Genomic DNA, 25,165 nt, shown 5'->3' with positions numbered 1-25,165 from the left:
TCATAACCCTGCTTTCAAACTTGCTTCGATAAATTGATCCAGGCTGCCATCCAGCACCGCCTGCGTGTTGCGGGTTTCAACCCCGGTACGCAGATCTTTGATGCGGGAGTCATCAAGGACATAAGAACGAATCTGGCTACCCCAGCCGATATCTGATTTAGTATCTTCCATCGCCTGTTTCTCGGCATTCTTCTTCTGCATTTCCAGTTCATAAAGCTTCGCTTTCATCTGCTTCATGGCCTGGTCTTTGTTCTTGTGCTGGGAACGGTCATTCTGACACTGCGTCACAATCCCGGTCGGGATGTGGGTGATACGCACCGCAGATTCGGTACGGTTAACGTGCTGACCGCCCGCACCAGAAGCGCGGTAAACGTCAATACGCAGGTCCGCCGGGTTGATATCGATATCAATATCATCGTCAACTTCCGGGTAGACAAACGCAGAGCTGAACGACGTATGGCGACGACCGCCGGAGTCGAATGGGCTTTTACGCACCAGGCGATGTACACCGGTTTCGGTACGCAGCCAACCGTAAGCATATTCGCCAGCAATTCTGATGGTCACGGATTTAATACCCGCCACTTCACCTTCAGATTCTTCAATAATTTCAGTCTTAAAGCCGCGCGCTTCAGCCCAACGCAGGTACATACGCATCAGCATGCTTGCCCAGTCCTGTGCTTCCGTACCGCCTGAGCCAGCCTGAATATCGAGATAGCAATCTGCGCTATCATATTCACCGGAGAACATACGACGGAATTCCAGCTGGGCCAGCTTATCTTCCAGCGTATCAAGTTCTGCTACGGCTTCGTTAAAGGTTTCTTCGTCGTCGGCTTCTACAGCCAGTTCCAGCAGGCCGGAGACATCTTCCAGGCCCTGGCTCATCTGATCAAGCGTATCAACGATGGCCTCAAGGGAGGAACGCTCTTTACCCAGCGCCTGCGCGCGTTCGGGTTCGTTCCATACGTCCGGCTGTTCCAGCTCGGCGTTTACTTCTTCCAGACGCTCTTTCTTGGCATCATAGTCAAAGATACCCCCTAAGAACGTTAGAGCGCTCCGTGAGGTCCTGAATGCGGTTATTTACCGGATTAATTTCAAACATTGTCTGATTTCTTTTATTGGACTAGTCAAAATGCGGTTATAAGAGCGGGATTGTAACTAATCCACACCCTTTTTTATAGCGAATATACACATCATCCTTCAAGCTGCCTCTTTGTTGGCTGCGCGATTTCTCCCCGGTCACGTACTACTCGTACGCTCATGGAGACTCATCCACTTGCCGCCTCGATGCAGCTTGAATGATTTTGTGTAAAGTGACGCTAAAGTGGCCAGATATTATCGATTATAATCTGCAGGCTGCGGTTGCCGCGAAACTCATTGATATCCAGTTTGTAGGCAAGCTGAACTTCGCGAACACCGTTATCCGGCCAGCAGGTGGTATCAACGTTAAACGCAATACCGTCCAGCAACGGTCCACCACCGACGGGCTCCACCATCACCTTCAGATGACGCTCACCGACCAGACGCTGCTGGAGCAGACGGAAATGCCCGTCAAACAGTGGTTCCGGGAACATTTGTCCCCACGGTCCGGCATCACGCAGCATTTGCGCGACCTCCATGGTCATCTCCGCCGCGCTCAGAGCACCGTCTGACACCACTTCGCCCTGCAGTAAGGCAGGGTCCAGCCACTCGGTTACCAGTTCACCGAAACGCTGCTGGAAACGCTCAAACTGCGCCTCTTCCAGCGACAAACCCGCCGCCATAGCGTGACCGCCAAACTTGAGGATCATACCTGGATGAAGAGTGTCCAGGCGCTCCAGCGCATCGCGCATGTGCAGCCCCTGAATCGAGCGCCCGGAGCCTTTCAGCGTACCGTCACCGGCCGGGGCAAACGCAATTACCGGACGGTGAAAGCGCTCTTTAATACGCGATGCCAGAATCCCCACCACTCCTTGATGCCACTCGGGATGATACATCGCCAGACCGCCCGGTAGCGTATCGCTACTGCGCTCCAGCTTTTCACACAGAGTCAGCGCTTCCGCCTGCATACCCTGCTCGATCTCTTTACGCGTCTGGTTGAGTGCGTCCAGCTCATTGGCCAGCACACGTGCTTCACCAATGTTGTCGCACAGCAACAGCGCCACGCCAACGGACATATCGTCCAGACGCCCCGCTGCATTCAGCCGTGGCCCGAGGGCAAAACCTAAATCACTGGCAGCCAATTTGAGTGGGTCGCGATTGGAAATCTCCAGCAGCGCTTTTATACCAGGGCGGCACTTTCCGGCACGAATACGGCTTAAGCCTTGCCACGTCAGAATGCGGTTATTGGCATCCAGCGGGACCACGTCGGCCACCGTACCAAGCGCAACCAGATCGAGCAAATCCGCCAGGTTCGGCGGCGCAATTCCTCGTTCATCAAACCAGCCTTTGTCACGCAGGAAGGTGCGCAGCGCCAGCATCAGATAGAAGGCCACGCCAACGCCAGCCAGCGATTTAGACGGGAATTCACAATCGTGCAGGTTAGGATTGATGATCGCTTCAGCGCCCGGCAGCGTGTCCCCAGGCAGATGGTGATCGGTCACAACGACCGGGATCCCCAGCGTTCTGGCATGTTCAACACCCGCGTGGGACGAGATGCCGTTGTCGACGGTGACAATCAACTGAGCGCCCCGGGCATGGGCCTGATCAACGACTTCCGGGCTTAAGCCATAACCGTCTTCAAAACGATTAGGCACCAGGTAGTCCACGTTACTGCAGCCCAACGCGCGCATCGCCAGAATGCTGAGCGCGGTGCTGGTCGCGCCATCGGCGTCAAAATCGCCGACCACGATGATTCGGGTTCCTTCGCGAAAAGCGTTATAGAGGATTTCAACCGCTTTTTCGACACCGTTCAAATGCTGCCACGGCAGCATGCCTTTCACACTACGCTCAAGCTCCTGCGCGCTGCGCACGCCACGGCTGGCGTATAAACGGCGCAGTAATGGCGGCAAGTCGGCAGGTAGCTCGGCGGTCTCGTCGGCTTCACGCCGACGAAGTTGTATCTGTTGTTTCACGCGAATTATTTACCGCTGGTTTGTTTTGCATGTGCGTCGAGGAATTCTTTCATCTCTTTCGGGCCCTGATAGCCTGGCACTACATAGCCATTGCTCAGCACAATCGCCGGCGTACCGCTGACGCCAAACTGTACGCCCAGCGCGTAGTGGTTAGCGATGTCCACATTACAGGTCGCAGGCTTCACATCTTTGCCAGCCATGGCGTCGTCAAAGGCTTTGTTTTTGTCCTTCGCACACCAGATAGATTTCATATCCTGCTCGGCCTGGCTTTCCAGTCCCTGACGAGGGAAGGCCAGATAGCGTACGGTAATCCCTAACGCATTGTAGTCTTTCATCTCTTCATGCAGCTTGTGGCAGTAGCCACAGGTGATGTCGGTGAAAACGGTAATGACGTGTTTTTCCTGCGGCGCTTTGTAGACGATCATCTCGTTTTCCAGCGCGTTCAAATGCTTCATCAGCAGTTGGTTGGTGACGTTTACCGGGCTTGCACCGCTCACGTCATACATCGGTCCCTGAATAATATGTTTACCGTCTTCGGTAACGTACAGCACGCCGCTATTGGTCAGTACAGTTTTCATGCCCGCAACCGGAGCAGACTGAATCTCGGTACTCTGAACACCCAGCTTCGCTAATGACTGGCGAATCGCCGCATCGTCTGCATGTACCATGCCGGAAAACGCCGTCGCCAGCAGGGTGAACATCATAAAACGTTTTTTCATAACCTATCCTTTCCTGTCAGCACTCACGCTCGCGGGTGATGCTGTTGATGTAGTTGCCGCAAGCGCTCCGTTGCGACATGAGTATAAATCTGCGTTGTCGAGAGGTCGCTATGCCCCAGTAGCATCTGCACCACGCGCAGATCAGCGCCATGGTTGAGCAGATGCGTGGCAAACGCATGCCGCAGGACGTGCGGGGACAGCTTTTCGCTGTCGATTCCAGCCAACACAGCATAGTGTTTGATACGATGCCAGAAGGTTTGACGAGTCATCTGTTGCGCCCGCTGGCTGGGAAACAGCACATCTATTGATACACCGTTAAGCAACCACGGACGCCCATGCTCCAGGTACGTTTCCAGCCAGTACACCGCCTCCTCACCTAACGGGACAAGGCGCTCTTTATTACCTTTACCGATCACCCGAACCACGCCCTGACGCAGGCTGACGTCACTCATCGTCAGCCCCACCAGTTCAGACACGCGCAGGCCTGTGGCATACAATACTTCCAGCATGGCTTTGTCGCGAAGTTCCAGCGGTTGTTCTATCAGCGGCGCCTGCAGAAGTCGTTCGACCTGTGCTTCGCTGAGATCTTTGGGCAGACGCTGCGGAAGTTTAGGTGATGCAAGCGAGGCGCTGGGGTCATCTTCGCGATATTTTTCACGGTACAGATGCTGAAAAAAACGCCGCATTGCACTGAGCAAGCGTGCGGAACTGGTGGCTTTATATCCCCCATCCATCCGCTCAGCCAGCAATGCTTGCAGGTCATCACTCTGCGCGGTCGCAAGCGAGGCGCCGCGGTGATGTAGCCATTCGACAAGCATGGTCAGATCGCGACGATACGCACTTAGCGTGTTTTCCGCCAGATTTCGTTCCAGCCACAGGGCATCAAGAAACTGCTCGATGCGTGCCAGATCCTGTTCCACTCGCGCCCCTTATTTCACTCTCATTTTTGATGCATTATGCCTCATTGTGCCGAGAATGCGGCGATTCTGTTACACTACCCGCAACGCTACAGCAGAATTGAGATGTTTACGTCATGAACATGGGTCTTTTTTACGGTTCCAGCACCTGCTATACCGAAATGGCAGCAGAAAAAATCCGCGATATCCTGGGTCCCGAACTGGTGACACTGCACAACCTCAAAGATGATTCCCCGACCTTAATGGAGCAGTATGACGTGCTCATTTTAGGCATCCCAACCTGGGATTTCGGTGAAATCCAAGAGGACTGGGAAGCGGTCTGGGAGCAACTGGACGACCTCAACCTGGAAGGCAAAATTGTTGCGCTTTACGGTATGGGCGATCAGTTGGGATACGGTGAATGGTTCCTGGATGCGCTGGGTATGCTGCACGATAAACTGGTCACCAAAGGCGTAAAATTTGTTGGTTACTGGCCAACCGAAGGGTATGAATTTACCAGCGATAAGCCCGTCATTGCCGATGGACAGCTGTTTGTTGGCCTGGCGCTGGATGAAACAAACCAGTACGATCTCAGCGATGAACGCATTCAGGCCTGGTGCGAGCAAATCCTTGGTGAAATGGCCGAACACTGGTCCTGATAACCATTTTGCCGGATGTAGGCGTAAACGCCATATCCGGCCTACATGCCGCACCGAACCGTAGACCTTAACGCTGCACGCCATCAGGCATTCATCAGCATTATCCCTGCTTCGCCTGTTGCAGTATTAACCGCCGCAAATCCCGCCACTCCGCGTCATCCATACTGTCTGCCGCCAGCCACAAATGCTGACGTTTTCCGGCATCGGAACGTAAACGCAGCATCATGCCTGTTTTGACCATCCAGGGTGCGCTAGCAATAGTCCACTCTTGCCCTTGCCAGCGCAGACGACCGTCCATCAACAGCCGAATCTCGCCCTGACAGGCATTGATTCGGCGCTGGCTACGGACGCTATCGAACACCACCAGAGAGAGCAGAACCAGCCATAATGGGGTGTAGCTCAATGGCCAGGGCATCAATAAAATAAATACCGCGACCAGCCCATGAATGAGCAACGAAAGCCATTGCGCGCGCCATGAAACGCGTAAATCAGATTGCCACTGGACCACGTTCCCGATTCCGTGTCTGGATAAGTCGCACCATCTGCTCTAGCTGAGCATCAGCCGGTTTCCCATGATTCATCAACCAGTTAAATAAGTCTGGATCATCACATTCTAGCAGACGGATAAAGATACGTTTTTCTTCATCACTTAAGCTGTCATATTCATGTTCGAAAAACGGCATGATCGAGATGTCCAGCTCACGCATACCGCGACGGCATGCCCAATGAATACGTGCTTTGTTGTTAATATCCATGTTCTTCTTCCTGTCTCGCGAAAACGAAGTATCCCGCTATTGTAACGTGTTTTTCCCTCATATTTACGGGAATATCAGCAAACGGAAGCGTGCTCGCTAAATAAAACCACATTAAGTCAAAGGATTCAGCATTTTTGGATGTCTCCTCGCAAAGCTTAATATATGGCACAAATAGCCTGTTTAAACCGCTTGCAATGGGCCATAGCTCTTTTACCATTAGTCATTATCACTGCGTTAAGCAAATCAGGACATTAATTATGGCTTTTATATCTTTTCCTCCTCGCCAGCCTTTCGCGTCAACGCGCTTGCCTCTGACGCTAATGACGCTCGATGAATGGGCGCTCGCCACCATCACCGGTGTCGACAGTGAGAAGTATATTCAGGGTCAGGTCACAGCAGATGTCAGCCAGATGACCGAGCATCAGCACGTGTTGGCAGCACATTGTGACGCTAAAGGTAAAATGTGGAGCCCCCTGCGTCTGTTCCGCCAGGGTGACGGTTTTGCATGGCTTGAGCGACGTAATCTGCGCGATGCGCAGCTCACCGAACTGAAAAAATATGCGGTCTTCTCGAAAGTGGCGATTGCCCCGGACGACGAGCGCGTACTGCTGGGCGTCGCGGGATTCCAGGCGCGCGCAGCGCTGGCCAATCTCTTTAGCGAATTACCAAACAGCGATAAGCAGGTCATTACTGAAGGTTCTTCCACCATATTGTGGTTCGAACATCCCGCTGAGCGTTTCCTGCTGATCGTTGATATTGCAACGGCGGAAACCCTGGTAGAGAAGCTGCGCGGTGAAGCGGAGTTAAATAACAGCCAACAGTGGCTGGCGCTGGATATCGAAGCAGGTATTCCGGTGATTGATACTGCCAACAGCGCGCAGTTTATTCCGCAAGCCACCAATCTGCAGGCTCTGGGCGGAATCAGCTTTAAAAAAGGCTGCTATACCGGTCAGGAAATGGTTGCTCGCGCAAAATTTCGCGGAGCCAACAAACGTGCCATGTGGACGCTGGCAGGTGCGGCCAGTCGGGTACCAGAAGCAGGTGAAGACCTGGAGCTGAAAATGGGTGAGAACTGGCGTCGTACCGGCACCGTACTCGCCGCGGTGCAACTGGCGGATGGACAGGTACTGGTGCAGGTTGTGATGAATAACGACATGGAAGCCGACAGCGTGTTCCGCGTTCGTGACGACGCGAAAACGCTGCATATCGTACCGCTGCCGTATTCGCTGGAAGAGTAAATCGCCGGGTGGTGACTTTATCTTACCGGGTCGCGCGTTTTAAAGACCCGGTAAGCACAGCACTGCTGGGTAATGATAATTACGCCTGCCCCACGTACAGGTAGATCGCCAGGAAATGGCAAACGCTGCCACCCAGCACAAAGCCGTGCCAGATCGCATGGTTGTATGGAATGCGCTTACAGACGTAGAAAATAACGCCCAGCGAATACACCACACCACCAACTGCCAGCAACGTCACACCACCCACCGCCAGCTTAACCGCCAGTTGATACACCACAATCAGCGATAGCCAGCCCATCGCCAGGTAGGTTACCAGCGACAGAACCTTAAACCGGTGCGCAATGGTCAGTTTGAATAAAATACCGAGCAGCGCCAGGCTCCAGATAACAATCATCAGTCCATGTGCCAGCGGCGAATCCAGCCCCACCAGCAGAAATGGCGTGTAGGTCCCGGCAATCAGCAGATAAATCGCGCAGTGGTCGAACTTTTTCAGCCAGACTTTCGCTCTTTGATGGGGGATCGCGTGATATAAAGTTGAGGCGAGGAACAGCAGGATCATGCTGCCGCCATACAGGCTATAGCTGGTTATCGCCATGGCGCTGGCGTTGGTATCCACTGCCTGAACCAGCAACAATACCAGTCCGACAATCCCAAACACCAGCCCGATACCGTGACTGATGCTATTGGCTATTTCCTCTGCCAGCGAATATCCCTGCGCAATTAATGGCTTCTGAACCATATTTTACTCCCGAGAAACGAACACTATCGTGATTGCTCCTCTAGCGTAACTGAGAATGGTTCCAGTGAACACCTGTTAGCTAAAATATTTGCCAACTAAATAATAATCCATAAAAATCATGATATTATATTTTAATATTCAGCTAACAGGCGTACCGTTAAAATCAAAGGCATTTAAAATCAATCACATAAAATTGTGTTTGATCCGGGTAAATCTCGGCAATCACGTGTTTAAGTTCTTCTAGCGTCATGTTTTCCTGGCGAGCATGTTTCTCCGTCAGCGTATCCAGCGTGACGGTTGAGGTGCCAACAACCTCAATCGTGCAGAAGTACCCCTCATCTTCGAAGCGCCCAACCCGTAGAATGTCACCGGCTTTGAAGTGTGATTCGGACTCGTCACGAATCGTAATGGTTTTGCGTCCGGCCAGAATGTCATCCTGGAAACGCTGAAAAAAAGTGATGTCATTTGGCTGCATGTTATTATTCCCTGTAGATGAAGTCTGATGAGTGAGTTTTGCCATTGTGAGTATGTTCTCCCACGCTGCCATCGCCAGTCTCAACAATCTTGAGATGCTGGTCTACAACTATGTCATCAAAAACCGTGACAAAGTCATGTACATGACCATTCGCGAACTGGCGGATGCCGTGGGCGTTTCCACCACCACCGTACTGCGCTTTTGCCGCAAGCTTAAGTGTGAAGGTTACTCAGAATTTCGCGTACGCTTCAAATTATATTTAGAGCAGAATGAACCGCAACAGGCTAATTTCGGTGCCAGCGAAATTATCAGCTTCTTTAAAGGCGTCAATAACGACGAGTTCGACAAACTACTCGATCAGGCTGTTGATATTATATTATCTTCCGAGCGTATTATATTCGTCGGGGCGGGAACATCCGGAGCCCTGGCAAAATATGGCGCACGTTTTTTCTCAAACGTCGGAAAATTCAGTAACCACATCGATGACCCTTATTTCCCGGTAACTAATGATATGGCCAGAAACGCGCTGGCGATCGTACTTTCAGTTTCTGGAGAAACCGAAGAGATCCTACGCTTTGCCAGCCAGTTCAGTCTGCATAACTGTAAGGTTCTGTCGGTCACCAGCCATGAACATTCGCGCCTCGCGAAACTTGCCGACTTTAATCTCTCCTGGCACGTTCCACAGACACGCATTGCCGGGGTATACGATATAACCACGCAGATCCCCGTTATTTATATTCTGGAATCACTCGGTCGCAAGCTGGCGAAAAGAATAGCGTAAAAAAACAATATGTTTTTTTGATGTAACAAATCACATTAACGCTATTTTGTTATATCGTGACATTTATCTTTCCTTTGTTAGACTCAAAATCAGATTGTATTAATTTGAGACTGAGCGCAGATGAAAAAACTTACCTTACCAAACGATTTTTTATGGGGCGGCGCGGTTGCGGCGCATCAGGTTGAAGGCGGCTGGAATAAAGGTGGCAAAGGGCCCAGCATTTGCGACGTACTGACCGGGGGGGCACACGGCGTTCCGCGAGAAATCACTCAGGACGTCGTGCCAGGTAAGTACTACCCCAACCACGAAGCCGTCGATTTTTACGGTCATTACAAAGAAGACATTAAGCTGTTTGCCGAGATGGGCTTCAAATGCTTCCGTACGTCAATTGCCTGGACCCGTATCTTCCCTAAAGGGGACGAAACCCAGCCAAACGAAGAAGGGCTAAAATTCTACGACGACATGTTTGATGAACTGCTGAAGTACAATATCGAACCGGTCATCACCCTTTCCCACTTCGAAATGCCGCTACACCTGGTTCAACAGTACGGTAGCTGGACCAATCGTAAAGTCGTTGATTTCTTTGTCCGTTTTGCTGAAGTGGTCCTTGAGCGCTACAAGCACAAAGTCAAATACTGGATGACCTTCAACGAGATCAACAACCAGCGTAACTGGCGTGCACCGCTGTTTGGCTATTGCTGCTCCGGCGTGGTGTATACCGAGCATGAAAACCCGGAAGAGACTATGTACCAGGTGCTGCACCACCAGTTCGTGGCCAGCGCTCTGGCGGTGAAAGCCGCACGTCGCATCAACCCTGAAATGAAAGTCGGCTGCATGCTGGCAATGGTCCCGCTATACCCGTTCTCCTGTAAGCCTGAAGATGTGATGTTCGCGCAGGAATCGATGCGTGAACGCTATGTATTCACCGACGTTCAACTGCGCGGCTACTATCCATCTTATGTACTGAACGAGTGGGAGCGCCGCGAATTCAATATTCGAATGGAAGCTGGCGATGAACAAATCCTGCGTGAAGGCACCTGCGACTATCTCGGATTTAGTTACTACATGACCAACGCGGTAAAAGCGGAAGGCGGTAGCGGCGATGCTATTTCCGGTTTTGAGGGCAGCGTGCCGAACCCGCACGTCAAAGCATCCGACTGGGGCTGGCAGATTGATCCGGTCGGCCTGCGTTACGCCTTGTGCGAACTGTACGAGCGTTATCAGAAGCCATTGTTTATCGTTGAAAACGGATTTGGCGCTTACGACAAAGTTGAAGAAGACGGCAGCATCCACGATGACTACCGCATCGACTATCTGCGCGCCCACGTCGAAGAGATGATGAAAGCGGTAACGTATGACGGCGTAGATCTGATGGGCTACACGCCGTGGGGCTGCATCGACTGCGTCTCGTTCACCACCGGCCAGTACAGCAAACGCTACGGTTTTATCTACGTGAACAAACACGACGACGGCACTGGCGATATGTCGCGTTCGCGTAAGAAAAGTTTTGAGTGGTATAAAGCGGTGATTGCCAGCAACGGCGAGAATCTGTAATTTTTAGCCGGATGGCGCTGCGCTTATCGGGTTTACGGGAACTGAACCTGTAGACCAGAGCAGACATTTACGCCGCCATCCGGCAAGCAACGCATTACTTCCCGCCGGCCAGCTCCAAAAAACTACCCGTGACGTAAGACGCCTTCTCACTCAGCAGCCAGGTAATCGCCTGCGCGACCTCTTCCGGCTGTCCGCCGCGCTGCATAGGCAACATGGATTTCACGCGATCCACCCTTCCCGGCTCACCGCCTGACGCATGCATTTCCGTGTAGATAAGACCGGGTCTCACGCAGTTCACGCGTATCCCCTGCGCCGCAACCTCCAGCGCGAGGCCGGTGGTGAGCGTGTCCACCGCACCTTTTGAGGCTGCATAATCAACATATTCGAACGGGGCACCAAGCCGTGACGCCGCCGAAGAGACATTCACAATCGCCCCGCCCTGACCGCCGTGCTTAAACGACATGCGCTTTACCGCTTCCCGACAACACAGAAAATAGCCGGTAACATTAGTCGCCAGGACGCGATTAATACGCTCAGCGGTTAGACTTTCCACCGTGCTCTGTTCAAACAAAATCCCGGCATTGTTCACCAGAGCAGTCAGCGGCTCGCCCTCGCGGTCAATGGACTCAAACATCGCCCCGACCTGGCTTTCATCGCTGATATCTGCCCGCAGAGCAAACGCCTTTCCTCCCGCAGCGGCGATATTGTTCACCACCTCCGTTGCCGCACGAATATTGTGATGAAAGTTAACGGCGACCGTGTAACCCTCTAGCGCTAACTGCAGCGCGGTTGCTCGACCAATGCCGCGACTGCCCCCCGTAACCAGTGCTATAGCCATCACTATTCTCCCCAAAAATAAAGGCGCCGAAGCGCCTTTAAAAGATAGCTGAATCAGTCGATTACTGATAATCGCTCAGCGGCACGCAGGAGCAGAACAGGTTACGGTCACCGTAAACGTCATCAAGGCGTTTCACGGTCGGCCAGTATTTGTTCGCTACGCCCGCCGGGAAGACGGCGATTTCGCGGCTGTAACCGTGATTCCACTCTGCGACCAGCTCATTTTGCGTGTGCGGGGAGTTAACCAGCGGGTTATCTGTAAGCGACCATTCACCGGCTTTCACGCGATCGATCTCTGCGCGGATTGCCAGCATCGCATTGATAAAGCGATCCAGTTCCACTTTGCTTTCCGATTCAGTCGGTTCCACCATCAGCGTACCCGCTACCGGGAACGACATGGTCGGCGCATGGAAACCGTAATCGATCAGACGCTTGGCAATATCCAGTTCGCTGATGCCGGTCTCTTCTTTCAGTGGGCGAATGTCGAGAATACATTCATGTGCCACGCGACCATCGCGACCGGTATACAGCACCGGATAGGCATCTTTCAGACGGCTGGCAATGTAGTTAGCGTTCAGGATCGCCACCTGGCTTGCCTGCTTCAGACCTTCTGCGCCCATCATACGGATGTACATCCAGCTGATCGGCAGAATGGATGCGCTACCGAACGGTGCCGCAGAAACCGCGCCCTGACGGGTGAGCATCCCTTCAATCTGTACTACGCTATGACCCGGCACGAACGGCGCCAGATGCGATTTAACACCGATTGGTCCCATACCTGGGCCACCGCCGCCGTGCGGAATGCAGAATGTTTTATGCAGGTTAAGGTGAGAGACATCGGCACCGATAAAGCCCGGTGTGGTGATCCCAACCTGAGCATTCATGTTCGCGCCATCAAGATAAACCTGGCCGCCAAACTGGTGCACAACGTCGCACACTTCACGGATCGTTTCTTCATACACGCCATGAGTAGAGGGATAGGTCACCATGATGCAGGAGAGGTTTTCACCCGCCTGCGCCGCTTTTTCACGCAGATCGCCAAGATCGATGTTGCCGTTTTTATCACAGGCGACAACCACTACCTGCATACCCGCCATCTGTGCGGAGGCCGGGTTGGTACCGTGGGCAGAGGCCGGGATCAGACAGATATCGCGATGGCCTTCGTTACGGCTTTCGTGATAATGGCGAATCGCCAGCAGACCCGCATACTCGCCCTGCGCGCCGGAGTTCGGCTGCATGCAGACTGCGTCATAACCGGTCAGTTTTACCAGCCATTCGGAAAGCTGGCCGATCATCTGGTGATAACCTTCTGCCTGCTCTGGCGGGCAGAACGGATGCAGTTCAGCGAATTCCGGCCAAGTGATAGGGATCATCTCGGCGGCAGCGTTCAGCTTCATGGTGCAAGATCCCAGCGGGATCATTGCCTGGTTCAGGGCCAGATCTTTGCGCTCCAGCGAGTGCATGTAACGCATCATCTCGGTTTCGCTGTGATAGCGATTAAACACCGGATGGCTGAGGATCGCATCATCACGCAGCATGCTGTCCTGAATGGAACGGCTGTCGAGCGCCACGTCTTTGTCCAGCGTTTCGATGTTCAGACCGTGGCTGTCTCCCAGCAGAACATTGAACAACTGCACCACGTTTTCACGGGTGGTGGTTTCATCGAGCGTAATACCTACCGCGTTATGGATATCGCTACGCAGGTTGATTTCTGCCGCTTCAGCACGCGCCAGTACCGCAGCCTTATCGGCCACTTCAACACACAAAGTGTCAAAGTAGTGCGCATGACGCAGCTTTAATCCTTTTTGTTGCAGACCGGCTGCCAGAATATCGGTCAGACGATGGATGCGATTAGCGATGCGTTTCAGGCCAACCGGGCCATGATAAACGGCATACAGGCTGGCGATGTTGGCCAGCAGAACCTGCGAGGTACAAATGTTGGAGTTCGCTTTCTCGCGGCGGATATGCTGTTCGCGAGTCTGCATCGCCATGCGCAGGGCGGTATTACCCGCTGCATCTTTGGAGACGCCGATAATACGGCCTGGCATGGAGCGTTTGAATTCGTCTTTAGCGGCAAAGAATGCCGCGTGCGGGCCGCCGTAGCCCATCGGTACGCCGAAGCGTTGCGCAGAGCCGAAAACGATATCCGCGCCCTGTTTGCCCGGTGCAGTCAGCAGTACCAGCGCCATAAAGTCGGCAGCGACGCTGACCACTATTTTACGGGATTTCAGCTCAGCCATCAGGGCGCTGTAGTCGTGCACTTCACCGGTGGTGCCCACCTGCTGCAACAGCACGCCGAACACATCCTGATGATCCAATGCTTTTGCCGCGTCATCAACAATGACGTCAAAACCAAAAGTTTGCGCACGAGTACGCACTACGTCAAGCGTTTGCGGATGAACATCAGCCGCCACAAAGAAACGGTTGGCATTTTTCAGTTTGCTGACGCGTTTGGCCATCGCCATGGCTTCAGCTGCAGCAGTAGCTTCATCCAGCAGAGAAGCGGAAGCCATGTCCAGGCCGGTCAGGTCCAGCGTCACCTGCTGGAAGTTCAGCAATGCTTCCAGACGGCCCTGGGAGACTTCCGGTTGATACGGGGTGTAGGCGGTGTACCAACCCGGGTTTTCCAGCATGTTACGCAGGATAACCGGTGGCAGCTGCACGGCGGTGTAGCCCATGCCAATGTAGGACGTGAAGCGCTTGTTACGCCCGGCGATGGCTTTTAATTCAGCCAGCGCAGCGTATTCGGTCGCCGCCTCGCCCACCTGTGGCGGGGTTGCGAGCTGAATGTCTTTCGGCACAATCTGGCCGATCAGCGCGTTTAACGACTCGGCGCCAACCGCATTCAGCATCTCTTGCTGCTGCGCGGCGTCCGGTCCGATGTGGCGTTCAATGAAAGCGCCGCTATTTTCAAGCTGGCTTAACGTCTGTGTCATGGGCGATGGTTCCTGAAACGTGCAGTGAATCGTAGGTGTCTCTACTTACCTGAATACGCAAAAAATTCGCGTTGCAGGAAGGCGGCGACGCAGCACATCCCCAGGAGCTTACATCAGTAAGTAACTGAGGTGTGCAAGAAAGCCAACACACCTGCAACGTGAAGAATGAAGCGTATTTATTCGTCTTCTAACAAAGCTTCATATGCAGTCGCATCCAGCAGCGATTCAATTTCGCTTTCATCGCTGGCTTTGATTTTGAAGATCCAGCCCCCTGCATACGGCTCGCTGTTGACCAGTTCCGGGGAGTCGCTGAGCGCGTCGTTAACCGCAACAATCTCACCGCCTACTGGCGCATAAATATCGGATGCCGCTTTTACGGATTCCGCAACGGCGCAGTCATCGCCCGCGCTGACGGTTGCGCCAACTTCGGGCAGGTCAACGAAAACCATGTCACCTAACAGCTCCTGAGCATGTTCGGTGATCCCAACGGTGTAAGAGCCGTCAGCTTCTTTGCGCAGCCATTCGTGTTCTTTGCTGTATTTCAGTTCTGCAGGTACGTTGCTCATCAATCAATCTCCAAAAAAGGATGAATTACGCGACGGCTTTGCCGTTACGCACAAAAACAGGTTTAGTCACTTTTACCGGCATTTCGCGGTTACGGATCTGTACGATCGCGTTCTCACCAATACCCGCAGGGACACGCGCCAGCGCGATGCTGTAACCCAGGGTTGGGGAGAATGTCCCGCTGGTGATAATGCCTTCCTGCTGATTGCCGGAAGCATCGGTGAAACGCACCGGCAGTTCATTACGCAGTACGCCTTTCTCGGTCATCACCAGTCCAACCAACTGTTCGTGGCCTTTTTCACGCTGCATTTCCAGCGCTTCCCGACCGATAAAGTCGCGGTCAGTCGGTTCCCACGCGATGGTCCAGCCCATGTTGGCCGCCAGCGGAGAAATGGCTTCGTCCATCTCCTGACCGTACAGGTTCATGCCGGCTTCCAGACGCAGCGTGTCGCGCGCGCCAAGACCGCAAGGTTTGACACCTGCTTGTACCAGCGCACGCCAGAAGTCTGCCGCCTTTTCACTCGGCATGGCAATTTCATAGCCTGCTTCGCCGGTATAACCGGTGGTTGCGATAAACAAATCACCCGCCTGAACGCCGAAGAACGGCTTCATGCCTTCTACCGCCTGACGCTGCTCGTCAGTAAACAATGTGGCTGCTTTTGCCTGCGCGTTTGGGCCCTGCACCGCAATCAGCGACAGATCGTCTCGAACGGTGATGTCGATGGCGTAAGGTTCAGCGTGTTGGGTAATCCAGGAGAGGTCTTTTTCGCGGGTGGCGGAGTTTACAACGAGGCGGAAGAAATCTTCAGTGAAGTAGTAGACAATCAGGTCATCTATCACGCCGCCCGAAGCGTTGAGCATACCGGAATAGAGGGCTTTACCCGTCTTCGTTAGCTTCGCGACGTCGTTTGCCAGCAGATAACGCAAGAACTCCCGGGTGCGGCTACCGCGCAGGTCGACGATGGTCATATGTGACACATCAAACATTCCGGCATCGGTGCGAACAGCATGGTGTTCATCAAGCTGAGAACCGTAATGCAGTGGCATCATCCAGCCATGGAAATCTACCATGCGCGCGCCACATAGCGTGTGTTGTTCGTACAAAGGAGTCTGTTGAGCCATCTTTTCCTCGTTGAATAAGCGGGGCTACCAACTCTTTCGCGGTGAAATTTTCGCCACGAAACCCAGCACCGCAGCCGCTCCAGGGGCCACGACGCAAACGTTCTCTTTGTCCTGAACTTACCACCGAAACAGACGCTAAACCATAAGGCAAAATTAACCATCACATTAGCTTATGGCCAAAAACAGCAAAATCACCGACAGAACAAAACCCCATCCACACGGCAAATAATCAGAATAAAAAATAAATACAAGCTGGAATTAATAGCACCAACCAACATTAAATGTGGAAAAATTGTCAAAAATGGCGTTATGAAAAAAACGTAATATTAAAAAAACTAATGCGAAAAAGGCGTGGAATTAGATTATTTCAAATGAGAGAAGCACCCCGGCGCGCAGGCCGGGAGTGGAAAGTGTGACGGGTCTCAAACTCTTAAGATTGTCCTTACGGACGCTAGCGTAACCACTCAGGAAGATCGTTCAGTCCCATCGCCTGGCGGATGAGCTGTGGTTTTACGCCTGGCAGGGTATCGGCCAGTTTCAGACCAATATCACGCAGCAGTTTTTTCGCCGGATTCTCGCCTGCAAACAGTTCACGAAAGCCCTGCATACCGGCCAGCATCATCGCTGCGCTGTGCTTACGGCTGCGCTCGTAGCGCCGCAAATAGAGATACTGACCAATATCTTTGCCCTGACGCTGGAGCCGCTTCAGCTCATCGATCAGCTCCGCCGCATCCATAAAGCCAAGGTTAACCCCCTGACCCGCCAGCGGGTGGATGGTATGCGCCGCATCCCCCACCAGCGCCAGACGATGAGCAGCGAACTGACGGGCATAGCGTCCCGTCAGCGGAAACGCCTGACGCTCGCTTTCAAGGCTGCATAGCCCCAGGCGATTATCAAAAGCGATATTCAGCGCCTGATTAAACTCATCAACGCTTGCCAGCCGCATGCGTTCTGCTTCCTGCGGCGAGAGCGACCAGACGATAGAGCATAGGTGCGGGTCACTGAGAGGCAGGAACGCCAGGATCCCCTCACCGTGAAACGCCTGCCGCGCAACCGCGCCGTGAGCTTCCTGCGTACGGATAGTCGCCACCAGCGCATGATGACGGTAATCCCAGAAAGTGAGCGGAATATCCGCTTTGTTGCGCAGCCAGGAGTTAGCGCCATCGGCGCCGACTACCAGGCGAGCTGTCAGCATTGCGCCATCTTTCAGGGACAGAAATGCCTCATTCTCACCCCAGGCTACCTGCTGTAACTCAGCGGGCGCCATCAGCGTAATATCCGCTGAACGCTGCGCTTTTTGCCAGAGTACGTAATGGATCTCTGAGTTTTCAACGATGTGGCCTAAATGGCTGTAGCCCATGCTCTGGTCATCAAACGCAATACGCCCAAAGCTGTCTTTGTCCCAGACTTCCATGCCGTGGTAGCAACAAGCGCGACGGGCAACAATGTCGGACCAGACGCCCAGTCGGCTAAGCAGTTTTTCACTGGCGGCATTAATGGCCGATACGCGAAGCTGAGGAGGTGCATCCGCCGCCAAAGGCTGCGGAACATGTTGTTCTAACACCGCAACGCGCAACCCGCTGCCCTGCAAGCCGCAGGCAACCGCCAGTCCCACCATGCCGCCACCAACAATTGCTACATCAACACTTTGCACTGTTTGCTCCTGAAAATAGGACAATCAAAAACCGTAGGCCGGATAAGGCAAAGCCGCCATCCGGCATTACTTCCGCGACATTGCCTGATGGCGCTGCGCTAATCAGGCCTGCTTTTTTAATTCGGCCTACAGGTTATATCTATCGCGCAACCCAACCGAGGGTCCGCTCCGCCAACGCATCGCGCGCAGGCGTGAATAATTCCATCGCCATCAGCCCGACATTACGCCCAACGACCAGCGGGGCCCAGCGATTGGCAAACAAATACACCAAATTGTTGGTCACACCAATCGTCGTTTCGCGATCGCGTTCGCGGCGCTGCTGATAGTGTGCCAGCACCGCATAATCACCGATATCTTCCGCGCAGTTTTGCGCCTGCGTCAACGTCTCGGCCAGGCTCATCACATCGCGCAGACCAAGGTTGAAACCTTGTCCGGCAATGGGATGCAGCGTCTGTGCTGCGTTCCCCACCAGCACAGTACGATGGGTAATGGCTTTTTGCGCCGAGGTTAATGAAAGCGGATAGGCGTTGCGTTTACCGGCCTGGGTAATACGCCCCAACCGCCAGCCAAACGCAGTTTGCAGTTCGCGGCAAAATTGTTCGTCGGACCAGGCCATAATCTCATCACGCCGCTCCAGCGGATGGCACCACACCAGCGAGCAGCGACCATCAGACATCGGTAGCATTGCCAGCGGACCATATTGCGTGAAACGTTCGAACGCTCGCCCGTCATGCGCAACGGAGGTCGTCACGTTGGCAATCACCGCCAGTTGTTCATAGGGTTGTTGCTGCCAGTCAACGCCGCAGGCGGTAGCCAGCGCGGAGCGCGTGCCATCGGCGGCCACCAACAGGCGACCATTAATCATCTCGCCATTTTCCAGCGTAACCTCAACGCGTTCCTGCGTGCGTGACACGCTGGCTACACGGTCGGGGCAGTGCAGCGTGATGCCCGGCGCTTTACGCAGCAGCGCAAACAAACGCAGCCCGACATCGTGCAGTTCTACCACCTGGCCCAGCGCCGGAATACGGTATTCCTGCGCATCCAGCGTCACAAATCCGGCATGGCCGCGATCGCTGACGTGAACCGTTTTGATCGCCGTTGCGCAATCGGCAATCGCCTGCCATACGCCAATTCGCGCCAGCTGTTGGCAGGTCCCTGCCGCCAGCGCGATCGCCCGGGCGTCAAACCCTGGATGGCGGTCAGTTTCAGGTTCGCTCGCTTCTATCAGGTGAACAGGCAGAGTCCCGTGGCTGAGCTGAGAAATGGCCAGCGCCAGCGTCGCACCGACCATACCACCGCCAACGATAATCACGCTCATTGCAGTCGCGCCGCAGCCATTAAGGCTTCAATGTCATCCGCTTTCTTCACCACGCTGGCGGTCAGGTTCTCATTGCCGTCCTCGGTGATGAGGATGTCATCTTCAATACGAATGCCGATACCACGATAAGCAAGCGGCACATCGGCGTCCGGTGCGATATACAGCCCCGGTTCGACGGTGAGCACCATTCCTGGCTCGAGAATACGTGAGCGGTCCTGACCATAAACGCCAACGTCGTGCACATCCAGTCCCAGCCAATGGCTAAGACCATGCATAAAGAATGGGCGATGCGCATTTTCGGTAATCAGTTGGTCGATCTCGCCGTGCAAAATGCCAAGCTTCACCAGACCCGTAATCATGATGCGCACCACTTCGCCGGTGACTTCCTGGATGGACGTCCCCGGGCGATACAGGCGCAGGCTGGTCTCTAATGACTCCAGTACGATGTCGTAGATTTCACGCTGAGCAGGGGAAAATTTGCCGTTTACCGGGAAGGTACGCGTAATGTCGCCCGCATAACCTTTGTATTCACACCCGGCGTCAATTAACACCAGATCGCCATCGCGCATTGCACTTTCATTTTCGGTGTAATGGAGAATACAGCCGTTTTCGCCGCTGCCGACAATCGTGTTATAGGATGGGTAACGCGCGCCATGGCGAGTAAACTCGTGGTGAATCTCCCCTTCCAACTGGTATTCAAACATTCCCGGACGGCATTTTTCCATCGCGCGGATATGCGCCAGCGCACTGATCTCTCCGGCACGGCGCATGACCGCAATTTCTTCTGGTGATTTGAACAGGCGCATTTCATGGACCATTGGACGCCAGTCGATGATCGCGGCGGGTGCGTGCAGATTTTGTCTGGAGCCTTTACGCAGTTTATCCAACGCCGTGCACACAATCTCGTCTGCCCAGGCATATTCGCCCTGTGCGTGGTACACCGCGTCCAGGCCATTGAGCAACAGGTGCAGTTGTTGGTTGATTTCACTGAAGGCCAGCGCCCGGTCAACGCCGAGTTTTGCCGGTGCGGCATCCTGGCCCAGACGGCGGCCAAACCAGATCTCCGCCGTCAGATCGCGAACCCGATTAAACAAAACGCTGTGGTTATGAGTGTCATCACTTTTAATCAGCACCAGCACGGCTTCCGGTTCGTTAAAACCGGTGAAGTACCAGAAATCACTGCTTTGGCGGTACGGGTATTCACTGTCCGCGCTGCGCGTCGCTTCAGGCGCGGCAAAAATCAGCGCGGCGCTGCCGGGCTGCATTTGTGCCAGTAAAGCCTGGCGACGACGCTGGAATTCTTGCTGAGATATCTCGCTCATCACACTCTCCTTTGCGTTTCGTTCTTAGTGCAGAGTCGGTTTACGGACTTCCGGCGCGGTCGGCTGCTGACGCGTAAACGTGTCATGACACAGCAAGGCGGCTACGCGCACGTATTCGATAATCTCTTCGAGCGACATTTCCAGCTCTTCCTGATCTTCGTCTTCGTCATATCCCAACTGAGCGATATTGCGCAGGTCGTCAATCGCTTCACCGGTTTCACCGGTCACTTTGTCGAGCTTTGGCTGCGTAACGCCAAGGCCCAGCAAAAAGTGGTTTACCCACCCCGCCAGCGCATCGGCACGATCAAACACGCTAACGTCGTCGCCTTCAGGCAGATAAAGCTGAAAAAGGAAGCCGTCGTCCTCGAGGGCATCGCTGGTGGCAGAGTGCATTTTCATCAGTGCCTGAGCCAGCTCGTGACCGAAGGCCAGACCTTCGTTCGTCAGGTCGTGCAGCAGCGGCTGCCATGAGCTGTCGTTGTTGCCGCCGCAAATCATCCCGCTGATCAAGCCGTGCATTTCGGCCGGGGTTAATCCAGCCCCTTGTTGGTTCAAAAACTGGCTAACGTCGTTGTAGCCAGGCATTTCGTTCTGTATAGACATAAGCATTCGTCATCAAAGGGAGGAATATTCATGGTATGCTACCACTTTGGGCCCTGGTGGACCAGAAAAGGGCTTGTATCTTGATACCAGGGTAGCTATAGTGTCGCCCCTTCGCGGACCCAAGGTCTGGAGACGAAGGCAGCGCAGTCAATCAGCAGGAAGGTGGCATGTCTGCACAACCCGTCGATATCCAAATATTTGGCCGTTCACTGCGAGTGAATTGCCCGCCTGAACAAAGGGATGCGTTGAATCAGGCTGCGGACGATCTCAATCAGCGATTGCAAGATCTGAAAGTTCGCACTAGAGTCACAAATACTGAGCAGTTGGTTTTCATCGCCGCGTTGAACATCAGCTATGAATTAACTCAGGAAAAAGCGAAGACGCGTGAGTACGCGGCGAGCATGGAACAACGTATTCGGATGCTACAACAGACCATCGAACAGGCGTTGCTTGATCAGGGTCGCATAACCGAAAAAACGGGCCAAAACTTTGAATAACACTTTTCGGTTTACTGTGGTAGAGTGACCGTGAAGACAAAATTTCTCTGAGATGTTTGCAAGCGGGCCAGTCCCCTGAGCCGATATTTCATACCACAAGAATGTGGCGCTCCATGGTTGGTGAGCATGCTCGGCCCGTCCGAGAAGCCTTAAAACTGTGACGACGCATTCACCTTGAACCAAGGGTTCAAGGGTTACAGCCTGCGGCGGCATCTCGGAGATTCCCTTCTACCTGGCAACAGCCATGACACTACTTTCTGAACTCCCTTTATCCCGGCAAGAAATTCGTCAACTGATTCGACAGCGTCGTCGCGCGTTGACCTCTGAACAGCAACGACAATACGGTCAGCAAGCCGCGACCCGAATGCTCAGTTTTCCCCCTGTTGTACTCGCGCATACTGTGGCGGTATTTCTCTCGTTCGATGGTGAACTCGATACCCAGCCGCTGATAGATCAGCTGTGGCGAGCGGGCAAGCGCGTTTACCTTCCGGTTCTTCATCCCTTCAGTCCCGGTAATTTACTGTTCCTGCACTATCATCCGCGCAGCGACCTGGTGACCAATCGCTTAAAGATCCAGGAACCACGGCTTGATGTACGCGACGTATTGCCACTGTCAAAGCTGGACGTACTGATTACGCCGTTAGTGGCATTTGATGAGGACGGGCAACGCCTGGGCATGGGCGGTGGATTTTACGACCGCACGCTACAAAACTGGCAGCAGCATAAGATCCAACCCGTGGGCTACGCGCATGACTGCCAGTTAGTAGAAAAATTGCCGGTTGAAGAGTGGGATATCCCGCTGCCAGCGGTGGTGACGCCATCCAAAATCTGGGAGTGGTAGCCGTTTTTTGCCGATTGACAGCGCCGTTTTTTTGACCTAAATTCCTCGGTGAAGGGTGAGGGAGGCGAACCTCCCTCCTGCGTACTCTCTGTTAATATGCTGGCCAAGCGATGATTAACAGGATCAGCAGCATGATGACGTATCTCATCATCGTCCCTTTCCTTTTTAGAGCCCCTGCTTCGGTAGGGGCTTTCCCGTTTCAGCGCTATGCTGCGCCCCTATCGTAAATTCCTTTTATTGCTGTACAACACGCAACGCTGCCTTTAGTTGCCAACTGCGGCAAAGCTCGAAAAACAGAATGTATGCGTTACAGAAAGAGATTTTGAGGCAGGGAAATCAGAGGAAAGATGGGCAGGTCAACCGCCTGCCCATGTAGAGGAAATCAGTACAGCAGACGAGCGCGAATGGTTCCCGGAAGGGCTTTCATCGCCAGCAGCGCTTTCTCCGCCACATCTTCATCCGCTTCAATATCAATAACCACATAACCTACCTGCGCGGAAGTCTGCAGATACTGCGCGGCAATGTTGACGCCCTGCTCGGCAAAAATCTGGTTCAGTGCCGTCAGTACGCCCGGACGGTTTTCGTGAATGTGCATCAGACGACGACCACCGTGCAGCGGCAGCGAAACTTCCGGGAAGTTTACCGCAGACAGCGTAGACCCGTTGTCGGAATACTTGGTCAGTTTCCCAGCTACTTCCAGACCGATGTTTTCCTGCGCTTCCAGCGTTGAACCACCAATGTGCGGCGTCAGGATCACGTTATCGAAATCACACAGCGGCGAAGTGAAAGGATCGCTGTTAGTTGCCGGCTCGGTTGGGAATACGTCGATTGCAGCCCCCGCCAGATGTTTAGTCGCTAATGCGTCGCACAACGCAGGAATATCAACAACCGTACCGCGTGCGGCGTTAATCAGCAGCGCCCCCGGCTTCATCAGCGAAATTTCACGCGCGCCCATCAGGTTTTTGGTGGAGGCATTTTCCGGCACGTGCAGACTGACCACGTCGCTCATATTGAGCAGGTCGGAAAGATGCTGTACCTGCGTGGCATTGCCAAGCGGGAGTTTATTTTCAATATCATAGAAAAAGACATGCATCCCGAGCGATTCCGCCAGAATGCCCAACTGAGTACCAATGTGGCCGTAGCCGATGATCCCCAGTTTTTTCCCACGCGCTTCAAAAGAGCCGGTAGCCAGTTTATTCCACACGCCACGGTGCGCTTTGGCGTTCGCTTCGGGTACACCACGTAGCAGTAGCAGCAGTTCGCCAATCACCAGCTCAGCAACGGAACGTGTGTTAGAGAATGGTGCGTTAAACACAGGGATCCCGCGCTTTGCCGCTGCACTTAGATCAACCTGGTTGGTGCCAATGCAGAAGCAGCCAATCGCGACCAGTTTCTCTGCGGCGTCAATCACATCTTCAGTCAGATGGGTACGGGATCGCAGGCCAATGAAGTGGGCATCACGGATGGACTCTTTCAGTTGTTCAGTGTCCAGAGCACCTTTGTGAAACTCGATGTTGGTATAACCTGCTGCACGAAGGCTTTCGAGTGCTTTTTGGTGCACGCCTTCAACCAGCAGAAATTTAATCTTATCTTTCTCCAGTGATACCTTTGCCATTTCCCCGACCCTGTCTTTTTTGTTCAAACTGATGTGTTGTGTGTGGGATTTTCATCCGTCTCTTCAACATATCAAAAAATAATATTGCGGCAATATGAACGTTTGCGTCGCCGTGCTGAAGAAATGTCATTCAACGGGAAATGTCAGAGGAAAATACTGGCGATAACTTTTTCTTTGGAGAGATCGGCAGGACAATATTATAAACGTGACACAAGTCACCAAATTTGCCCTGCCAAAATTTTTTTAACGGGAGAAGACGCTCCCGTCAGATCATTTTACGATAGTTTTCACGCCGTCAGGAGTACCGATCAGCGCGACATCCGCACCACGGTTGGCAAACAGGCCGACGGTTACCACACCTGGAATCGCATTGATGGCATTCTCCAGCGCGATGGCGTCGAGGATCTCCAGACCGTGCACATCGAGGATCACGTTGCCGTTGTCCGTCACGACGCCCTGACGATATTCAGGACGACCGCCTAGCTTCACCAACTGGCGAGCCACAGCGCTGCGCGCCATTGGGATCACTTCGACCGGCAGCGGGAAGTTACCGAGAATATCGACTTCTTTAGACGCATCCGCGATGCAGATAAATTTCTTCGCCACGGAAGCAATGATTTTTTCACGGGTCAACGCTGCGCCGCCGCCCTTGATCATCTGCATGTGACCGTTGATTTCATCCGCGCCGTCAACGTATACGCCGAGGCTGTCCACTTCGTTAAGATCGAACACGTGGATGCCAAGGCTTTTGAGTTTTTCAGTCGATGCGTCCGAACTGGATACCGCACCTTCAATCTGACCTTTCATTGTGCCCAGCGCATCAATAAAGTGTGCGGCTGTTGAACCTGTACCTACGCCCACAATGGTGCCGGGCTGTACATACTGAAGTGCCGCCCATCCTACTGCTTTTTTCAGTTCATCCTGCGTCATGATCGTTTCGCCTGTGGTGTGAATATGGTGGGAAAATTCACGCGCATTATAGAACATTGT

At 53.5% G+C, this 25,165-nt stretch carries 24 protein-coding genes and 1 other RNA gene; 7 read left to right on the top strand and 18 right to left on the bottom strand.

Annotated features, from left to right (window positions below; translation table 11 throughout):
- The 4 genes from prfB to xerD form a co-directional block, all read right to left on the bottom strand.
- A protein-coding gene (prfB, locus tag HV314_RS05125) for a peptide chain release factor 2 (RefSeq protein ID WP_100250065.1) occupies nt 1-1,099 on the bottom strand; the annotation gives its coding sequence in 2 pieces (ribosomal slippage) (nt 1-1,023 and nt 1,025-1,099; 1,098 coding nt in all).
- Nucleotides 1,100-1,316: 217 nt separating this feature from the next.
- Nucleotides 1,317-3,050 carry a single-stranded-DNA-specific exonuclease RecJ gene (gene recJ, locus HV314_RS05120; protein ID WP_016157413.1) on the bottom strand — a complete coding sequence of 578 codons (1,734 nt, stop codon included), beginning with the start codon at nt 3,048-3,050 and terminating at the stop codon, nt 1,317-1,319.
- 5 nt (nt 3,051-3,055) lie between these two features.
- On the bottom strand, nt 3,056-3,769 hold the full coding sequence (dsbC, locus tag HV314_RS05115; RefSeq protein ID WP_016154345.1) for a bifunctional protein-disulfide isomerase/oxidoreductase DsbC: 714 nt from the start codon (nt 3,767-3,769) through the stop codon (nt 3,056-3,058).
- A 23-nt stretch (nt 3,770-3,792) separates the two neighbouring features.
- Nucleotides 3,793-4,689, bottom strand: a complete 897-nt coding sequence (gene xerD, locus HV314_RS05110) for a site-specific tyrosine recombinase XerD (RefSeq protein ID WP_016154346.1) — start codon at nt 4,687-4,689, stop codon at nt 3,793-3,795.
- Between the two features lie 113 nt (nt 4,690-4,802).
- On the opposite strand from xerD, the gene fldB reads away from it, so the two are divergent.
- Nucleotides 4,803-5,324 carry a flavodoxin FldB gene (gene fldB, locus HV314_RS05105; RefSeq protein ID WP_016154347.1) on the top strand — a complete coding sequence of 174 codons (522 nt, stop codon included), beginning with the start codon at nt 4,803-4,805 and terminating at the stop codon, nt 5,322-5,324.
- Nucleotides 5,325-5,424: 100 nt separating this feature from the next.
- Here fldB and HV314_RS05100 read toward each other — a convergent pair whose 3' ends face one another.
- Together HV314_RS05100 and sdhE are read right to left on the bottom strand one after the other, a co-directional pair.
- On the bottom strand, nt 5,425-5,832 hold the full coding sequence (locus HV314_RS05100; protein ID WP_016154348.1) for a protein YgfX: 408 nt from the start codon (nt 5,830-5,832) through the stop codon (nt 5,425-5,427).
- On the bottom strand, nt 5,813-6,079 hold the full coding sequence (gene sdhE, locus HV314_RS05095) for an FAD assembly factor SdhE (protein WP_016154349.1): 267 nt from the start codon (nt 6,077-6,079) through the stop codon (nt 5,813-5,815). Before sdhE ends, HV314_RS05100 begins: the two co-directional genes overlap by 20 nt.
- A 257-nt stretch (nt 6,080-6,336) precedes the next feature.
- On the opposite strand from sdhE, the gene ygfZ reads away from it, so the two are divergent.
- Nucleotides 6,337-7,317, top strand: coding sequence for a tRNA-modifying protein YgfZ (gene ygfZ, locus HV314_RS05090; protein WP_103928567.1), 981 nt, complete (start codon nt 6,337-6,339; stop codon nt 7,315-7,317).
- 79 nt (nt 7,318-7,396) lie between these two features.
- Here ygfZ and trhA read toward each other — a convergent pair whose 3' ends face one another.
- Together trhA and yqfB are read right to left on the bottom strand one after the other, a co-directional pair.
- Complete coding sequence (trhA, locus tag HV314_RS05085) at nt 7,397-8,056, bottom strand: PAQR family membrane homeostasis protein TrhA (RefSeq protein WP_049282171.1); 660 nt, start codon at nt 8,054-8,056, stop codon at nt 7,397-7,399.
- Nucleotides 8,057-8,219: 163 nt separating this feature from the next.
- Nucleotides 8,220-8,531, bottom strand: coding sequence for a N(4)-acetylcytidine aminohydrolase (gene yqfB, locus HV314_RS05080; RefSeq protein ID WP_016154352.1), 312 nt, complete (start codon nt 8,529-8,531; stop codon nt 8,220-8,222).
- 52 nt (nt 8,532-8,583) lie between these two features.
- Here yqfB and HV314_RS05075 point away from each other — a divergent pair, with 52 nt between their 5' ends.
- Together HV314_RS05075 and bglA are read left to right on the top strand one after the other, a co-directional pair.
- The gene (locus HV314_RS05075) at nt 8,584-9,312 is read left to right on the top strand and encodes a MurR/RpiR family transcriptional regulator (RefSeq protein ID WP_003838265.1); all 729 of its coding nucleotides are present in this window, start codon (nt 8,584-8,586) and stop codon (nt 9,310-9,312) included.
- 120 nt (nt 9,313-9,432) lie between these two features.
- Nucleotides 9,433-10,866, top strand: a complete 1,434-nt coding sequence (gene bglA, locus HV314_RS05070; RefSeq protein WP_181547477.1) for a 6-phospho-beta-glucosidase BglA — start codon at nt 9,433-9,435, stop codon at nt 10,864-10,866.
- A gap of 94 nt (nt 10,867-10,960) precedes the next feature.
- Here the strand turns inward: bglA and HV314_RS05065 are convergent, their stop codons facing one another.
- From HV314_RS05065 to HV314_RS05030, 8 genes are all read right to left on the bottom strand, one after another.
- Nucleotides 10,961-11,704: an SDR family oxidoreductase gene (locus HV314_RS05065; protein ID WP_016154354.1), complete on the bottom strand. Its 744-nt coding sequence runs from the start codon at nt 11,702-11,704 to the stop codon at nt 10,961-10,963.
- Between the two features lie 61 nt (nt 11,705-11,765).
- Nucleotides 11,766-14,639, bottom strand: a complete 2,874-nt coding sequence (gene gcvP, locus HV314_RS05060; protein WP_019077632.1) for an aminomethyl-transferring glycine dehydrogenase — start codon at nt 14,637-14,639, stop codon at nt 11,766-11,768.
- A gap of 176 nt (nt 14,640-14,815) precedes the next feature.
- The gene (gene gcvH, locus HV314_RS05055) at nt 14,816-15,205 is read right to left on the bottom strand and encodes a glycine cleavage system protein GcvH (protein ID WP_003026965.1); all 390 of its coding nucleotides are present in this window, start codon (nt 15,203-15,205) and stop codon (nt 14,816-14,818) included.
- 25 nt (nt 15,206-15,230) lie between these two features.
- On the bottom strand, nt 15,231-16,325 hold the full coding sequence (gene gcvT / locus HV314_RS05050; RefSeq protein ID WP_153646916.1) for a glycine cleavage system aminomethyltransferase GcvT: 1,095 nt from the start codon (nt 16,323-16,325) through the stop codon (nt 15,231-15,233).
- 451 nt (nt 16,326-16,776) lie between these two features.
- Entirely contained in the window at nt 16,777-17,979 is a 1,203-nt protein-coding gene (gene ubiI / locus HV314_RS05045) for an FAD-dependent 2-octaprenylphenol hydroxylase (protein WP_181547476.1), read from the bottom strand.
- 139 nt (nt 17,980-18,118) lie between these two features.
- Complete coding sequence (ubiH, locus tag HV314_RS05040) at nt 18,119-19,297, bottom strand: 2-octaprenyl-6-methoxyphenyl hydroxylase (RefSeq protein WP_019077635.1); 1,179 nt, start codon at nt 19,295-19,297, stop codon at nt 18,119-18,121.
- Nucleotides 19,294-20,619, bottom strand: coding sequence for a Xaa-Pro aminopeptidase (gene pepP, locus HV314_RS05035; RefSeq protein ID WP_181547475.1), 1,326 nt, complete (start codon nt 20,617-20,619; stop codon nt 19,294-19,296). The genes ubiH and pepP overlap by 4 nt, the downstream gene beginning before the upstream one ends.
- Nucleotides 20,620-20,643: 24 nt before the next feature.
- Nucleotides 20,644-21,222: a YecA/YgfB family protein gene (locus tag HV314_RS05030; protein WP_016157420.1), complete on the bottom strand. Its 579-nt coding sequence runs from the start codon at nt 21,220-21,222 to the stop codon at nt 20,644-20,646.
- A gap of 167 nt (nt 21,223-21,389) precedes the next feature.
- Between HV314_RS05030 and zapA the strand changes: the two genes are divergently transcribed.
- From zapA to HV314_RS05015, 3 genes are all read left to right on the top strand, one after another.
- Entirely contained in the window at nt 21,390-21,719 is a 330-nt protein-coding gene (gene zapA, locus HV314_RS05025; RefSeq protein WP_003026980.1) for a cell division protein ZapA, read from the top strand.
- A 41-nt stretch (nt 21,720-21,760) separates the two neighbouring features.
- Nucleotides 21,761-21,944: non-coding RNA, 6S RNA (ssrS, locus tag HV314_RS05020), on the top strand.
- A gap of 19 nt (nt 21,945-21,963) precedes the next feature.
- Nucleotides 21,964-22,560, top strand: a complete 597-nt coding sequence (locus HV314_RS05015) for a 5-formyltetrahydrofolate cyclo-ligase (protein WP_016154362.1) — start codon at nt 21,964-21,966, stop codon at nt 22,558-22,560.
- 382 nt (nt 22,561-22,942) lie between these two features.
- Here the strand turns inward: HV314_RS05015 and serA are convergent, their stop codons facing one another.
- Both serA and rpiA read right to left on the bottom strand, forming a co-directional pair.
- On the bottom strand, nt 22,943-24,175 hold the full coding sequence (serA, locus tag HV314_RS05010; protein ID WP_016154363.1) for a phosphoglycerate dehydrogenase: 1,233 nt from the start codon (nt 24,173-24,175) through the stop codon (nt 22,943-22,945).
- A gap of 270 nt (nt 24,176-24,445) precedes the next feature.
- Nucleotides 24,446-25,105, bottom strand: a complete 660-nt coding sequence (gene rpiA, locus HV314_RS05005; protein ID WP_016154364.1) for a ribose-5-phosphate isomerase RpiA — start codon at nt 25,103-25,105, stop codon at nt 24,446-24,448.
- Between the last annotated feature and the right edge of the window lie 60 nt (nt 25,106-25,165).

Origin of the sequence: Citrobacter sp. RHBSTW-00887 (genome assembly GCF_013728095.1) — a bacterium.
GTDB classification, from domain to species: Bacteria; Pseudomonadota; Gammaproteobacteria; order Enterobacterales; family Enterobacteriaceae; genus Citrobacter; species Citrobacter braakii.
Note: the sequence above shows the minus strand (reverse complement) of the source record. Positions and strands in the feature narration are given on the sequence as shown.

What these genes read in the sequence shown, in the direction of transcription:
- gcvH (WP_003026965.1), bottom strand. Translation starts at nt 15,205, where the DNA reads ATGAGCAACGTACCTGCAGAACTGAAATACAGCAAAGAACACGAATGG.
- HV314_RS05065 (WP_016154354.1), bottom strand. Translation starts at nt 11,704, where the DNA reads ATGGCTATAGCACTGGTTACGGGGGGCAGTCGCGGCATTGGTCGAGCA.
- yqfB (WP_016154352.1), bottom strand. Translation starts at nt 8,531, where the DNA reads ATGCAGCCAAATGACATCACTTTTTTTCAGCGTTTCCAGGATGACATT.
- rpiA (WP_016154364.1), bottom strand. Translation starts at nt 25,105, where the DNA reads ATGACGCAGGATGAACTGAAAAAAGCAGTAGGATGGGCGGCACTTCAG.
- gcvT (WP_153646916.1), bottom strand. Translation starts at nt 16,325, where the DNA reads ATGGCTCAACAGACTCCTTTGTACGAACAACACACGCTATGTGGCGCG.
- HV314_RS05075 (WP_003838265.1), top strand. Translation starts at nt 8,584, where the DNA reads ATGTTCTCCCACGCTGCCATCGCCAGTCTCAACAATCTTGAGATGCTG.
- ygfZ (WP_103928567.1), top strand. Translation starts at nt 6,337, where the DNA reads ATGGCTTTTATATCTTTTCCTCCTCGCCAGCCTTTCGCGTCAACGCGC.
- trhA (WP_049282171.1), bottom strand. Translation starts at nt 8,056, where the DNA reads ATGGTTCAGAAGCCATTAATTGCGCAGGGATATTCGCTGGCAGAGGAA.
- fldB (WP_016154347.1), top strand. Translation starts at nt 4,803, where the DNA reads ATGAACATGGGTCTTTTTTACGGTTCCAGCACCTGCTATACCGAAATG.
- ubiH (WP_019077635.1), bottom strand. Translation starts at nt 19,297, where the DNA reads ATGAGCGTGATTATCGTTGGCGGTGGTATGGTCGGTGCGACGCTGGCG.
- gcvP (WP_019077632.1), bottom strand. Translation starts at nt 14,639, where the DNA reads ATGACACAGACGTTAAGCCAGCTTGAAAATAGCGGCGCTTTCATTGAA.
- dsbC (WP_016154345.1), bottom strand. Translation starts at nt 3,769, where the DNA reads ATGAAAAAACGTTTTATGATGTTCACCCTGCTGGCGACGGCGTTTTCC.
- HV314_RS05015 (WP_016154362.1), top strand. Translation starts at nt 21,964, where the DNA reads ATGACACTACTTTCTGAACTCCCTTTATCCCGGCAAGAAATTCGTCAA.
- pepP (WP_181547475.1), bottom strand. Translation starts at nt 20,619, where the DNA reads ATGAGCGAGATATCTCAGCAAGAATTCCAGCGTCGTCGCCAGGCTTTA.
- zapA (WP_003026980.1), top strand. Translation starts at nt 21,390, where the DNA reads ATGTCTGCACAACCCGTCGATATCCAAATATTTGGCCGTTCACTGCGA.
- bglA (WP_181547477.1), top strand. Translation starts at nt 9,433, where the DNA reads ATGAAAAAACTTACCTTACCAAACGATTTTTTATGGGGCGGCGCGGTT.
- sdhE (WP_016154349.1), bottom strand. Translation starts at nt 6,079, where the DNA reads ATGGATATTAACAACAAAGCACGTATTCATTGGGCATGCCGTCGCGGT.
- serA (WP_016154363.1), bottom strand. Translation starts at nt 24,175, where the DNA reads ATGGCAAAGGTATCACTGGAGAAAGATAAGATTAAATTTCTGCTGGTT.
- HV314_RS05030 (WP_016157420.1), bottom strand. Translation starts at nt 21,222, where the DNA reads ATGTCTATACAGAACGAAATGCCTGGCTACAACGACGTTAGCCAGTTT.